This window comes from Frigoribacterium sp. NPDC087798, from assembly GCF_044742985.1.
In the GTDB taxonomy this organism is placed as follows: Bacteria; Actinomycetota; Actinomycetes; order Actinomycetales; family Microbacteriaceae; genus Frigoribacterium.
Genome location: NZ_JBIUVP010000002.1, coordinates 517626 through 530659 on the forward strand (window position 1 = coordinate 517626; position 13034 = coordinate 530659).

The following is a 13034-nucleotide window of genomic DNA, read 5'->3' on the forward strand; positions in this document are numbered from 1 at the left end:
GACCACGTCGAGGAGGCGCGGCCTCTACGACGTCGAGGGGGCGTGGGTGGTCGGGTCGACCTGGTCGGCGCGCTGAGCGGCCTGCGGCCGTTCGTCGGCCGGCCGGTCTCGATCACCCCGGAGGTGGACGCGCCGGAGTTCGTCGGGTTCGAGCACGCCGCCGTTCTCGCGCAGGGCACGCTCGCGGATCGCCCGGCCCACCCGGACGTCCCAGGCGAGGTTGCGAGCCAGGATGTGGTTGCGCGCCGTGTCGCGGAGCGGCAGGGGGATGACCTCTTCGGCCTGCACCCCGCGACGGAGCTGGCGCATCCGCAGGATCTCGCTGTCGAGCTCACCGCCGATGACGAGCACGAAGTTGCTGATGTACGCGTAGAGCAAGACGACCACGACGCCGCCCACCCAACCGTAGAAGCGGTCGTAGTTCGACACCGTCGCGACGTAGACCGCGAAGCCGACCGTGGCGAGCGCCCAGCCGCCGAGGGCGACCATGGCGCCGTACGACACCCAGCGCAGGCGCGGTGGCCGCACGTTGGGCGTGAAGAAGTAGAGCATCGCGACCGACAGCACGGCCAGGGCGACGAGCACCGGCCACTTGACGACGTCGTAGAGGTCGGTCCAGGGGCGGCCGATGCCGAAGCGTGCGGCCACGGCGTCGCTCAACGTGGGCGTCACCAGCAGGATGACGGCGATGACGGCGAACGACACCATCAGGACGAGCGTGACGATCATCATGTGGCCGCGGAACTTCCAGATGCGGCGCCCTTCCTCGACCTCGTAGGCGGTGTTCATGGCCCGGCCGAACGCCGTCGTGTAGGCCGACAACGACCACAGCGTGAGCCAGAGGCCGATGCCGAACGCGACGCCGGGGTTCGACAGGCTGAGCATCTGTTCGAGCGGCCAGCGCAGGGTGTCGATCGCGTCGGGGGTGAGGACGTACCGGGCCACCGAGAGGATCTCGTCCACGGCGTCACCGTCGTCGACGAACAGCGCGACCCCCGAGACGAGGGCGAGCGCGCCGGGCACCAGGGCGAGCATCGAGAAGAAGGTGAGCGACCCGGCCGCGTCGATGGTGCGATGGCGCAGGAAATCGTGCCAGACCCGCATCACCACGTACCGGACCAGCGACGGGTCCTCGGGCAGGGAACGCGTCGAGGCCATCCTGCGAGATTACCGGGCCGTCCGGCTCGTCGCGGCCCGCCCGCAGGCTGCGCCGACCCCGGCGTCAGCCCGTAGGGTCGGGGGATGACCTGGTCCGATCCCCGCGGCGTCGGACACGACGCGTACGGCCGCCCGCTGACGCCGTACGCCGACCCCTCCTCCGTCACCCCGGGGGCCGCTCCGGGCTGGTCGGTGCATGCTCCCGCGGTCAACCCCGAGCCGGTCTGGTACCCCGTGCAGCCGGTCTTCGTCCAGCCGACGCCTCGCCGCCGGGTGGCCAGTGCCGTGGCGCTCGCCGTCGGGTTCACCGTGATCGGCACCTTCGCCCTGGCCGTCGGCCTGTACTTCCTGGTCTTCGTGCAGCCCGGGGTGCTGTTGGCCGGCAGCCTGCTCGCCTTCGTCCCGTTGACGATCGTGCTGCTCGGCATCTGGTTGGTCGACCGCTGGGAGCCCGAGCCACGGGTGGCGCTGCTGTTCGCGTTCCTCTGGGGCGCTGCGGTCGCGGTGGGGACCGCTCTGATCGTCGACTACGCCCTCGAGACGGCTCGGGCCGTGCTCGGCGTCAGGTCCGGCGAGCTGGGGGACGTGCTCGGGGCGGTGGTCCAGGCCCCGCTCGTCGAAGAGGGTGCGAAGGGACTCGGGGTGCTGCTCGTCCTGTGGATCTTCCGACGGCACTTCGACGGCCCGGTCGACGGCATCGTCTACGCGGCGACGGTCGCGGCGGGCTTCGCCTTCGTCGAGAACATCCAGTACTTCGCCCTGCAGGTCGGGGAAGACCTGGCCACGGGAAGCCAGGGCCTCGCCTACGTCTTCTTCGTGCGGGCCCTGATGTCGCCGTTCGCCCACGTGATGTACACGGCCTGCACGGGCTTCGCCCTTGGTCTCGCGGCACGGCGGACGGGCCCGTACGGCGCGATCGGCTGGTTCTTCGTCGGCCTCGTCCCCGCGGCGGGACTGCACGCGCTCTGGAACGGTGCCCTCTTCGTGGTCGGCGACGGCTTCTTCGTCTACTACCTGCTCGTGCAGGTGCCGATCTTCGTGGCCATGGTGTTGCTCGTGGTGTTCCTGCGACGCAACGAGCGGAGGGTCACCCACGACCGGCTCGCGGAGTACGCCGCGGTCGGCTGGTTCAGCGCCGACGAGGTCGGCATGCTCTCGTCGAGCGCCGGTCGCCGCCGCGCGCGGTCGTGGGCCGCGTCACGGGGCATCCGACCCGCCATGAAGGTCTTCATCTCGAATGCGACGCGCCTCGCCTTCACCCGCCAGCGGCTGGTGAAGGGCCGCCGCGCGCTCGACGAGGCCGTCCAACGCGACGAGGCCGAGCTGCTGCAGGCGCTGACCGCGAGTCGCGTCGCCCTGCAGGCTCCACCGACGGCCTTCGTCGGGTACCCGCAGCACCCGGGGTGGCCGTCGCAGGTGACCGGGCCGCCGCACTCGGGCCCCGGATGGTGACGCGCTCGCGACGGCGGTGACGGCGGCAGCGGCGACCGTGGCCGACGCCGCGGGTCAGGGCGTCGGCGCCTCCGCGTCGTAACGTCCGAACGCGGGCGTCAGCCGAGCCACGAGCGCGACGAGGGCGACGACCAACAGACCGCCGAGCAGCGGCGGCCAGAAGACGGCGATGCCCGCGACGAGTCCGACGAACAGGTCGCCGACTCGCGGCCCGCCCGTGACCACCACGATGAAGATCCCCTGCAGGCGGCCCCGCATCGCGTCCGGCGCGGCCGACTGGAGGATGGTCGAGCGGAAGATCGAGCTGACGTTGTCGCTCGCACCCGCTCCGGCCAGGGCGAGGGCGGCCCCGCCGAGGGCGGCCAGGTTCGCCTGGTCGAGTCCGGCCGTGACGCCGCCGCCGTGGGCCGGCGTCACGAGCAGCACGACGCCGAACGCGGCGATGCAGAGACCGTAGGCGGTGATCGCCCACCGCACGGCGACACCCTGTCGGCGCACGTGGCCGAGGCGTCCCGAGAACACGCTGCTCAGCAGGGCGCCCACCGCGAACGAGGCGGAGAGGACGCCGACCGTCACCGCGCCTCCTCCGATCACGAGCGTGCCGACCACCGGGTAGAGGACGCGGGGCATCCCGAACGTCATCGCGACGACGTCCATGACGAAGGTCGTCCGGATGTTCGGCGACCGCTTCAGGAACGCCAGGCCGAAGCGCAGCGACTCGAGCCCCGGACGCTGGGTCTCGCCCTCGGGACGGACCGGGGGCAGCGTGACGATCCCGAGGAACGCCGTCGTGAACAACACGACGTCGACCGTGTAGGTCAGCGGGAACCCCACGCCCGCCACGAGCACGCCGGCCAGGGCGGGTCCGACGGTGAGCATCAGACCCATGCTGATGCCGCTCAGCGCGGAGGCGGCGGGCAGCAGCTCGCGGGGCAGGAGGCGCGGCACGATCGAGGCGCGGGAGGTCGCGATCATCGTGCCCGCCACGGCGTTGACCGTGGTCAACAGGTAGAGCAGCCACACCTCGTGCAGCCCGAGGTACGCGTGCAGCGCGATGGCCGCGGTCGAGAGCCAGGCGAAGACGGCGGCGACGAGCGCGACCTTCCGACGGTCGAAGGCGTCGGCGAGCATGCCGCCGTAGAGGCCGGCCAGGATCATCGGGACGAGCGAGACGACGCCGACGAGCGCGACGGCGAAGGTCGACCGGGTGATCTCGAAGATCTCGAGCCCGACGGCGACGAGCGTGAGCTGCGTCCCGATGCCACTGATCGCGCTGCCCGCGAAGAGGCGGGCGAAGGCCGGACTCGTCCGCAGCGGGGTGACGTCGACGAACAGCGGGCGACGGGCGGGCGCGGCGGGGTCGGACGGCGGAGGCGGAGGCGGGGTGGCGGACAAGCTGCCATTCTTGCCGATCGTGCAGGTTTCCGCAGGCTGCGGCGGCCGCGGCGGCAGCCGATGCGGCTCCCGGCGCCGACCGGGCCCGTGCCCCGGCCCGCCCGGGCCCCCGCCCCCGGCCGCGGCGGAGCCCGATCGATTTGGCGTCCCGTCACCGTCGGAGTAGCGTCCATGTGTTCGCATCGATGACGTCATCTCGGTGCGGATGTCGGGTCGGCTCCTCGAGCCTCGCAGGGAGGACGCGAGTGGCCGACCCGCCCCCTCGGCCCGTCGGTGGTTGGATGGTCGGCATGACTCACGATCCCCAGACCAAGCCCGAGATCGACGCCCCGACCGGCCCCGCCCCCACCGAGCTGACGATCACCGACATCACCGTCGGCGACGGAGCCGAGGCGCAGTCCGGCTCGACCGTCAACGTCCACTACCTCGGCGTCGAACACGACTCCGGCGAGGAGTTCGACTCGTCCTGGAGCCGTGGCGAGGCCATCAACTTCCCGCTGCAGGCCCTGGTCCGCGGGTGGCAGGAAGGCATCCCCGGCATGAAGGTCGGCGGACGCCGCGAACTCGTCGTGCCGCCCCACCTGGCCTACGGCCCCGCGGGCGGCGGGCACCCGCTCTCGGGCAAGACGCTCATCTTCGTCATCGACCTGCTCGGCGTCAGCTGATGACGGTCGCCCCCTCGGTCGGCCTCAACGACGGGCGCACCCTGCCCCAGCTCGGCCTCGGCACCTACGGGCTGAACGGCGACGAGGGCACGGCGCAGGTCGTCCACGCGATCTCGTCGGGCTACCGTCTGCTCGACACGGCGCTGAACTACGGCAACGAGGCGGCCGTCGGGGCGGCGATCCGCGCGACCGACGTGGCCCGTGACGACCTGGTCGTCACGACGAAGCTGCCCGGCCGACACCACGGGTTCGACGAGGCCCTGGCGAGCTTCGACGAGAGCCGGGCGAACCTCGGCCTCGACTTCGTCGACCTCTACCTCATCCACTGGCCCCTCCCGCGCATCGACAAGTACGTCGAGGCGTTCAAGGCCTTCGTCCGGTTGCAGGAAGACGGCCTCGTCGGCTCGGTCGGCGTCTCGAACTTCACGGCCGAGCACCTGCAGCGCGTCGCCGACGAGACGGGCGTGGTGCCCGCGGTCAACCAGATCGAGCTGCACCCGTACTTCCCGCAGGCCGAGCTGCGTGCCGTGCACGAGAGCATGGGCATCGTCACCGAGAGCTGGAGCCCGCTCGCGAAGCAGAGCGAACTCCTCACGGAGGCGCGGGTCACCGACATCGCGCGGGCCCACGGCAAGACGCCCACGCAGGTCGTCCTGCGCTGGCACGTCCAGCTCGGCGCGGTCCCCGTCCCGAAGTCGGCCGACGCCGGTCGTCAGCGCGAGAACCTCGACGTCTTCGACTTCGAGCTCACGCCCGACGAGGTCGAGTCGATCAGCGGCCTCAAGCGGGGCCGGCTGTGGGACGGCGACCCGCTGACCCACGAGGAGTTCTAGGCCCGGCTCCACCGCGGCCACCCCAGGAGGCGCGCTCGTCCCCCGAGGACGAGCGCGCCTCCTGCGTCCCGGGTCGGATTCCCGGGCCTCGCCGTCGGTGGTCGGAAGCTAGACTGGCGTGCCGACTTTTCCCGAAGGGTACGAACACCTGTTGTCATCCGAGATCGACCGCGAACGCGCCTATGTGGGCACCCTCTACGAACGCCTCGACGAGCTGAAGGCCGACGCCCGCGTCCGTCTCGAACGGACCCGCCGCGAGACCGTCGGCGGCAACCACCAGAGCCGCAGCGAGCGCGACGCCTACGCGCGCCTGTACGAAGACACCATCGTCCAGCTCGGCTCGGTCGACGAACGGCTCGCGTTCGGTCGCCTCGAGCTCGAGACGCCCGACCTGCTCGGCCAGACCGGCGACGTCGACCGCCCGGCCGAACCGGGCGAGGGCGGGCGCTACCGCTACATCGGCCGCATCGGCCTGCGCGACGAGGCCCACCACCCGATCCTGCTCGACTGGCGCGTCCCCGGGGCCAGCGCGTTCTACCAGGCGACGGCCGCGACTCCCATGGGCGCCCGGGCCCGTCGTCACCTGACCCTCGACGGCCGCACGGTCACCCGCCTCGAGGACGAGGTCTTCGACCCCGACCTGCTCGATCGCGACGACGTGCAGCTGCAGGGCGAGGGGGCGCTCATGGCCGCCCTGACCGCCCAGCGCACCGGCCGCATGACCGACATCGTCGCCACCATCCAGGGCGAGCAGGACCGGATCATCCGCTCTCAGCTCGACGGCGTGCTCGTCGTCCAGGGCGGCCCCGGCACGGGCAAGACGGCCGTCGCGCTGCACCGGGCCGCGTACCTGCTCTACTCGCACCGCGACCGGCTCAAGGGTTCGGGCGTACTCGTCGTCGGGCCGTCGCGGTCGTTCCTGCGCTACATCGAACAGGTGCTGCCGTCGCTCGGCGAGAGCGGCGTCGTCCTGTCGAGCCTCGGCGGCCTGTACCCGGGCGTCGAGGCCCAGACCGACGACGCGCCCGACGTCGCCGCCCTCAAGGGGTCGGCCGAGATGGCCGAGCTCATGCGTCGCGCCGTCCGGTCGCGGCAGGTGCGCCCGGCCGAGCCGACGACCATCGACATCAACGGCGAACGACTCGTGGTGCGGCCGGAGCTCGTCGGCGAGGCCATGCGCAAGGCGCAGGAGCGCGGCAAGCCCCACAACGTGGCCCGGGTCACCTTCAACAAGGCGGCCCTCTCGGCCCTGACGCGCCAGCTGGTCGACCAGATGCGCGAGCACGGCACGACGGTCGACGAGTCCGACGAGGCCGTCCTCCGGGAAGACATCCGGCAGTCCTACGACGTGCGCGTGCTGCTCAACACGGCTTGGCTGCCGCTCAGTGCCGAGAAGCTCGTCGAGGACCTCTTCGCCCGCCCGAATTGGCTCGCGTCGATCACCCCGCGCTGGACGCCCGAGCAGCGCGCCCTGTTGCGGCGCGAACGCGGAGCGGGCTTCACGGTGTCCGATGTGCCGCTGCTCGACGAGGCCGCCGAGCTGCTCGGCGAGTTCCAGACCGGTGTCGACCCCGAGCGCCTGGCCCGCAAGGCCCAGCGCAAGCGCGACATCGAGAACGCCGAACGGGCGATCGAGAACATGGGCGTCGAGGGCATGGTCAGCGCCGAACAGATCGCCGGCGGCTTCGCCGAGCGGGCGGCGTCGATGACCACGGCCGAGCGGGCCGCGGGCGACCGTACCTGGGCGTTCGGCCACGTGGTGGTCGACGAGGCACAAGAACTCTCGCCCATGCAGTGGCGACTGCTCTCCCGGCGCTGCCCGCTGCGGTCGTTCACCGTCGTCGGCGACATCGCCCAGGCGTCGAGCCCGGCGTCGGCGACCTCGTGGGACCGCGCACTCCAGGCCCTGCTCGGCCGTCGTCGCGGCGGAGGCGCCCAGGGCACGTCGGCTCCGTGGCGGCTCGAAGAACTGACCGTCAACTACCGCACGCCGGCGCAGATCGTGACCTACGCCGAGGGCGTCGCGACGGCGAGCGGTCTGCAGATCACCCCGAGCCGATCGGTGCGCTCGAGCGAATGGCCGGTGCGCGAGGTGACCGGCGCCTCCTCGAGGGACGACTTCGTCCGTGCCACCGTCGACGCCGTCCGGGCCGACCGGGCGATCGACTCCGAGGGCACGCTCGCGGTGATCGCCCCCGAGCAGGCCGTCTCGACGCTCGTCGAGGCCCTGTCGGCCGAGTTCGACGGTCTCGTGGCCGCCGGCACGGCGTCGTTGACCAAGCCGATCTCGGTGCTGAGCCCGGCGACGTCGAAGGGTCTCGAGTTCGACTCGGTCGTCGTGGTCGACCCCGAGCGCGTCCGACTGGCGAGCCGACGCGGCAACGCCAGTCTCTACGTGGCGATGACCCGGCCCACGCAACGCCTCACGGTCGTCTCGTAGGCCGGGTCGGGGCGGCGGGGCCGGCTGGCTCGGCCGCCGCGCTGGCCCGGTCCCCGAGCCGGCCCGGCCCCCGCGCCGTCTCGGCCCCTGACCGGGTCAGGCCCCGGCCACCCCGAACTCGTCGTCGAGGGCCGCCAACTCCCGGTCGACGCGTGCCCTCAGGGCGTCTTTCTCGACGGCGGGCAGCCAGCTGGCGTCGACGCCCGCGGAGGCCATCGAGCGCACCTGGTCGGCGGTGGCCCCGATCTCTTCGTGCACGATGCGGTACTCGGCGGCGAGGGTCGTCGGGAACATGCCCGGGTCGTCGGAGGCCGGCACGACGTTCAGGCCCGCCTCGAGCATGGCCTCGATGGAGGCGCGGCGCCAGGGACGCCACGACCGTCGCGAGGTCGTCGACACGACGGTGAACGCCACCTGCTCGTCGCGCACGCGCGCGACGACCTCGTCGTCCTCGAGCACGTAGTACCCGTGGTCGATGCGGTCGCAGCCGAGCTGGTCGAGGCACGTGATCGTGTTGACCGCCGTGGGGGAGTGCTCGGACGAGTGGGCCGTCCGGCCCAGCCCGGCCTCGCCCGCCAGCCGGTAGGCGTCGACGAACCGCTCGGGTGGCCCGCTCGTCTCGAGGTTGTCGAGGCCGATCCCGGCCACGTACTCGTGCGGGTGGTCCACCACCTGACGGACGAGCTCGAGGGCGTGCTCGCCGCTCCTGCTGCGGTCGATGCCCTGGATCATGCGCCCGGTCATGCCGAAGTCGCGCTCGGCGAGCCGGATGCCCTCGGCGTAGGCCTCCACCGAGCCGGTGTAGCCGAGCGACGCGAGGTGCGGCGGGACGGCGTCGAAGAACAGCTCGAGATGCCGCGTCGCACTCGCGTGGTGCGCGTCCTCGAAGGCCTCGTAGACGATCCGGGTGAGGTCGTCCGCGTCGCGGAGCACCTCGACGACCCAGTTCGAGGCCTGGAACAGCGAGTACGACACCTCGGGCTCGTCGACGCTGCGCCCCTGCGGCACGGGGATGCGCGTGTCGCGGTAGAGAGCCGGGTCGGGCGGGAGCGAGTTGATGTCGGCGAAGATCCGCTCGGGCTCGTCGGGCAGGTCGAGACCCTCGCGGCGGGCCAACTCGGCGAAGGTGCTCGCGCGGACCGTCCCGATCAGGTGGCAGTGCAGGTCCACCTTGGGCATGCGGTCCAGGTAGGCCGGGGGCAGGGTGGTGTCCGTCACCGCGAGGTCACCTCGCGGGCGAAGCGGTCGACCCAGTCCGAGCGGGTGGGGACGAGTTCGGTCGGGTCGAGGGTCGAGTAGCCCGCCGCGACCGGGTCGGCGGCGATGTCTCCCACGACGGCCTCGATCGTGTCGGGCACGGTGGCGCCCGGGGCGACCGGCAGGTCGCCGACGATCTCGGCGGACGAGGTCTGCGCCTCGACCGAGAGCAGGTAGTCGATGAACTGGTTCGCACCGTCGACGTTCTCGGCGCCGGTCGGGATCATCGCGCGGTTGGTGGCCATGTAGCGGCCGGTCGCGGGGGCCGTCCAGGCGATCGGTTCGCCGGACTCGACGAGGTCGGTCGCGAAGCCGCTCAGGGAGTCCGCGGCGACGATCTCGCCCTGCGTCAGCAGGTTGGTCACCTCGGTGGAGGAGCTGTAGAACTGCAGCACGCCGGGGGCCCACTCGCCGAGCCGGTCGAGGGCCGCGTCGATGTCGTAGGGTCCGTCGCCGTACTCCTCCGCGACGCCCGAGACCATCAGCTGGCCGGCCGTCACCGAGATGTCCGGCAGGGCGACCTTGCCCGAGAGCTCCTCCTCGCCGTACAGGCTCCACTGCGCGGCCTCGTCGGCGGTCAGCTCGTCGGTCGAGTACATCGTCCCGTTGAGCTGGTAGCTGTAGGCCGGGCCGAGGTACGAGTCCTCCTTCGCGAAGTCGGCGATCTCGTCGAGCGACGGCACGGCCGAGGCGTCCACCTGCTGGAAGAGGTCGTCCTCCTGGCCGAGTGCCGCGTAGTAGTCCGAGATCAGCATGACGTCCACGTCGGGCTGCCCGCCCGCGACCTGCAGCTGGGACAGGCGGTCGGAGTTCGATCCGGTGTCGACGACCACCTCGATGCCGGTCTTCTCGGTGAACGGGTCGATGACGGCTTCCTGGAACTCCTCGACGCCGAACGGGAACGTGCTCACGGTGATCGTGTCGGCGTCGGGCTCGCCGCCGCCGTCGGCGGAGCAGCCGGCGAGCACGAGGGTCGTCGCGGCGACGCCGGCGACGATCGCCAGGCGGGTGCGGAGGGTGGAGGTCATGGTCGTGTCCTTTCGGGGCGGTCTCGGCGAGACCGGGCGGTGTGGAACGCGGGTGGGTGGGACGGTGGAGGGGAGACCCGAGGAGGCGCGCGCGGCTCCGCGCACCGGGCGGGTCAGTCGGCGAGGGCCACGAGTCGCGACGCCGGCGCCGAGACGGTCACCCGGTCGCCGATCGCGACCGTCTCGGAGCCCGTGCTGCGGACGTCCGACAGCAGGCGCACCTCGGTACCGGCGGCGTCGACGGCCTGCACGGTGACGAGCAGGTCGACCCCGCGGTACGCGACGTCGGTGACGACCCCGGCGAGCTGCAGGCCGTCGGGCACCGCGCCTCCTGCGGGGGTCCCGGGGACGACCCCGAGGTGCTCGGGGCGGATCGCGAGCAGCGTGCCGTCGGCCGCCGTGACGAAGTTCTCGTAGCCGAGGAAGTCGGCGACGAAGCGGTTCGCCGGGTTCGGGAACACGTGCTGGGGCGAGCCCTGCTGCATGATCCGGCCGGCCCGCATGAGGACCATGTCGTCGCTCATCTCGAGCGCTTCGTCCTGGTCGTGCGTGACCAACACGACGGTGAGGCCCGTCTCGCCCTGGATGCGGCGGATCTCGGCGCGCATCTGGACGCGAAGGCGCGCGTCGAGGTTCGACAGGGGTTCGTCGAGCAGCAACAGCTTCGGCCGGATGGCGATGGCGCGGGCCAGCGCGACGCGCTGTTGCTGGCCGCCCGAGAGCTTCTTCGGCTTGCTGCCGGCGAGGTGGGCCAGGCCGACCAGGTCGAGGGTCTCCATCACGCGACGGCGGCGCTCGGCGGTGTCGACGCCGCGCAGCTTCAGGCCGTAGCCGACGTTGTCGGCGACGCTCAGGTGCGGGAACAGCGCGTAGGACTGGAACACCATGCCCAGGTCGCGCTTCTCGGGTGGGGTGCGCGTGCTGTCGACGCCGGCGATGCGGATCGTCCCCGACGTCGGGGCGGCGTAGCCGGCGAGCATGCGCAGGCTCGTCGTCTTGCCACATCCGCTCGGGCCGAGCAGCGTCGTGAGCTTGCCCTCGGCGATCGACAGGTCGATCGAGTCGACGGCGGTGAAGTCGCCGAAGACCTGGCTGACGGCGACGAATTCTGCTGCGGTGCTCATCTGTTGATGCCTCCGAAGATCTTGGCGAAGCCGACGGTGCGTTCGGCGATGACGGCGATGACGACGGTGCCCGCGAGGATCAGCGTGGCCATCGCCGCGACCATGGGGTCGTAGCTCTGCTGCACGTAGTCGAGCATCGTGACGGGCAGGGTGCGGAAGTCGCGGCTCTGCAGCAGCAGCGACAGGGGCACGTTGTTGAACGAGGTGACGAAGCTGAGCAGCGCCGCCGAGAAGATGCCGGGCCGCAGCAGGGGCAGGGTCACCGTGACGAAGGCCCGCAGGGGAGACGCGCCGAGACCGCGGGCGGCCTCCTCGAGGGCGGGGTCGGCCAGTGCCAGGGAGGCGCCGGTCACGCGGACCGCGTAGGGCAGCATCAACACGGTGTGCCCGATCAACAGCACGGGGAAGGCGTCGAGGCGGAACCCGATGACGAGCTGCTGGTAGAGCGCGAGCCCCACCACGAGCTCGGGGACGATCAGGGGCGACAGGAACAGCGCCTCGACGAGGCCCTTGCCCGGCAGCCTGCCGCGATGGATCGCCAGGGTCGCGGGGATGCCGACGAGCAGGGCGAGCACGGTGGCGATCAGGGCCAGCTGGAGGCTCGAGACCAGGGCCTGGGTGAACGGGTCGTAGCCGAAGGCGGCCTCGAACCAGCGCAGCGAGAACCCCTGGGGCGGGAAGCGCAGGGTGCGTTCACTCGTGAACGCGGTGGCGACGACGAAGAGGATCGGGACGATCATCACGACGTAGCCGGCGACGGCGAGCGTGCCGGCGACCGGGCGGCGGGTGGTCACGAGGTGGCTCCCTTCCGGGCGACGAGCGACGACAGGCCGGAGACGACGAAGACCAACACGGTCATGATCAGGGCGGTGGCCGAGGCCCCGGCCCAGTCGATCGTCACGCTCGAGTACGAGAAGAGCTGGGTGGCGAGCATTCGTTGGCCCGAGCCGCCGAGCAGGTACGGGGTCGTGTAGGCGGTGACCGAGCCCGCGAAGACGAGGGTGGCCGCGACGACGACGCCGGGCAGAGAGAGGGGCACGACGATGCTCCAGAAGGTTCGCGTGCGGCTCGCGCCGAGTCCGCGGGCGGCGTCGTCGAGGCCCGGGTCGACCTGGGCCACGGCCGAGTAGCACGAGATGATCGCGAGCGGCAGGAACAACTGGGTCAGACCCAGCACGATCGCCAGCTCGGTGTAGAGCAGCTGCGGGGCCTCGTCGACCAGGCCGAGCGTCGTGAGCAGTTGACCGATGGCGCCGTTCTTGCCGAGCACCACGAGCCACCCGAAGGTGCGGACGACGTTGCTGAGCAGCAGCGGGAAGATCGCCAGGGCGAGCAGGACGCCCGACCAGCGCGAGGTCGAACGGGCCAGCAGGTAGGCGATGGGGAAGCCGAGGGCTACGCAGATCACGGTCACGACCAGGCCGAGCCCCACGGTCCGACCGATGATGCGCAGGTCGAACGGGTCGGTGAGCATCTGGCCGAGGCGGCCGACGATCTCGCCGGCGGTCACGCCGGGTGGGGCGAACAGCATCGCGAGCGACGGCACCGCGAATCCGATCAGCAGGAAGGCGAGGCCCGGCAGCAGCAACAGCAGCGCGGGTTTGCGGGACGTCACGGGTTGTCCTCCGATCGGTGTGGCCTCTGGGGGGATGCCGACCCCACCTCGGGTGAAACCGGTTACA

The 13034-nt window shown here is 71.6% G+C and carries 11 protein-coding genes; 4 read left to right on the forward strand and 7 right to left on the reverse strand.

Annotated elements, in window-relative coordinates; translation table 11 throughout:
- Window positions 1-24 precede the first annotated feature (24 nt).
- Window positions 25-1158: a YihY/virulence factor BrkB family protein gene (locus ACIOSR_RS09420; RefSeq protein ID WP_123571803.1), complete on the reverse strand. Its 1134-nt coding sequence runs from the start codon at window positions 1156-1158 to the stop codon at window positions 25-27.
- 84 nt (window positions 1159-1242) lie between these two features.
- On the opposite strand from ACIOSR_RS09420, the gene ACIOSR_RS09425 reads away from it, so the two are divergent.
- Window positions 1243-2610, forward strand: a complete 1368-nt coding sequence (locus tag ACIOSR_RS09425; protein ID WP_402752458.1) for a PrsW family intramembrane metalloprotease — start codon at window positions 1243-1245, stop codon at window positions 2608-2610.
- Window positions 2611-2664: 54 nt separating this feature from the next.
- Here the strand turns inward: ACIOSR_RS09425 and ACIOSR_RS09430 are convergent, their stop codons facing one another.
- Entirely contained in the window at window positions 2665-4005 is a 1341-nt protein-coding gene (locus ACIOSR_RS09430) for an MFS transporter (protein WP_402752459.1), read from the reverse strand.
- Between the two features lie 290 nt (window positions 4006-4295).
- Here ACIOSR_RS09430 and ACIOSR_RS09435 point away from each other — a divergent pair, with 290 nt between their 5' ends.
- The 3 genes from ACIOSR_RS09435 (at window position 4296) to ACIOSR_RS09445 (ending at window position 7943) form a co-directional block, all read left to right on the forward strand.
- On the forward strand, window positions 4296-4670 hold the full coding sequence (locus ACIOSR_RS09435; protein ID WP_043596717.1) for an FKBP-type peptidyl-prolyl cis-trans isomerase: 375 nt from the start codon (window positions 4296-4298) through the stop codon (window positions 4668-4670).
- Window positions 4670-5503 carry an aldo/keto reductase gene (locus tag ACIOSR_RS09440; RefSeq protein ID WP_402752460.1) on the forward strand — a complete coding sequence of 278 codons (834 nt, stop codon included), beginning with the start codon at window positions 4670-4672 and terminating at the stop codon, window positions 5501-5503. Before ACIOSR_RS09435 ends, ACIOSR_RS09440 begins: the two co-directional genes overlap by 1 nt.
- Before the next feature lie 148 nt (window positions 5504-5651).
- Window positions 5652-7943, forward strand: a complete 2292-nt coding sequence (locus tag ACIOSR_RS09445) for a HelD family protein (protein ID WP_402752493.1) — start codon at window positions 5652-5654, stop codon at window positions 7941-7943.
- Window positions 7944-8039: 96 nt separating this feature from the next.
- Here ACIOSR_RS09445 and ACIOSR_RS09450 read toward each other — a convergent pair whose 3' ends face one another.
- From ACIOSR_RS09450 to ACIOSR_RS09470, 5 genes are all read right to left on the reverse strand, one after another.
- Window positions 8040-9161 carry an adenosine deaminase gene (locus ACIOSR_RS09450; RefSeq protein ID WP_402752461.1) on the reverse strand — a complete coding sequence of 374 codons (1122 nt, stop codon included), beginning with the start codon at window positions 9159-9161 and terminating at the stop codon, window positions 8040-8042.
- Entirely contained in the window at window positions 9158-10228 is a 1071-nt protein-coding gene (locus tag ACIOSR_RS09455) for an extracellular solute-binding protein (RefSeq protein WP_056048152.1), read from the reverse strand. The genes ACIOSR_RS09450 and ACIOSR_RS09455 overlap by 4 nt, the downstream gene beginning before the upstream one ends.
- 113 nt (window positions 10229-10341) lie before the next feature.
- Complete coding sequence (locus ACIOSR_RS09460) at window positions 10342-11352, reverse strand: ABC transporter ATP-binding protein (RefSeq protein WP_173152374.1); 1011 nt, start codon at window positions 11350-11352, stop codon at window positions 10342-10344.
- Window positions 11349-12146, reverse strand: a complete 798-nt coding sequence (locus ACIOSR_RS09465) for an ABC transporter permease (protein ID WP_233568518.1) — start codon at window positions 12144-12146, stop codon at window positions 11349-11351. Before ACIOSR_RS09465 ends, ACIOSR_RS09460 begins: the two co-directional genes overlap by 4 nt.
- Window positions 12143-12967 carry an ABC transporter permease gene (locus ACIOSR_RS09470; protein WP_071257252.1) on the reverse strand — a complete coding sequence of 275 codons (825 nt, stop codon included), beginning with the start codon at window positions 12965-12967 and terminating at the stop codon, window positions 12143-12145. The genes ACIOSR_RS09465 and ACIOSR_RS09470 overlap by 4 nt, the downstream gene beginning before the upstream one ends.
- Window positions 12968-13034 lie beyond the last annotated feature (67 nt).

Coding starts and splice junctions, on each gene's coding strand:
- ACIOSR_RS09420 (WP_123571803.1), bottom strand. CDS start 1,158: ATGGCCTCGACGCGTTCCCTGCCCGAGGACCCGTCGCTGGTCCGGTAC.
- ACIOSR_RS09425 (WP_402752458.1), top strand. CDS start 1,243: ATGACCTGGTCCGATCCCCGCGGCGTCGGACACGACGCGTACGGCCGC.
- ACIOSR_RS09435 (WP_043596717.1), top strand. CDS start 4,296: ATGACTCACGATCCCCAGACCAAGCCCGAGATCGACGCCCCGACCGGC.
- ACIOSR_RS09440 (WP_402752460.1), top strand. CDS start 4,670: ATGACGGTCGCCCCCTCGGTCGGCCTCAACGACGGGCGCACCCTGCCC.
- ACIOSR_RS09455 (WP_056048152.1), bottom strand. CDS start 10,228: ATGACCTCCACCCTCCGCACCCGCCTGGCGATCGTCGCCGGCGTCGCC.
- ACIOSR_RS09460 (WP_173152374.1), bottom strand. CDS start 11,352: ATGAGCACCGCAGCAGAATTCGTCGCCGTCAGCCAGGTCTTCGGCGAC.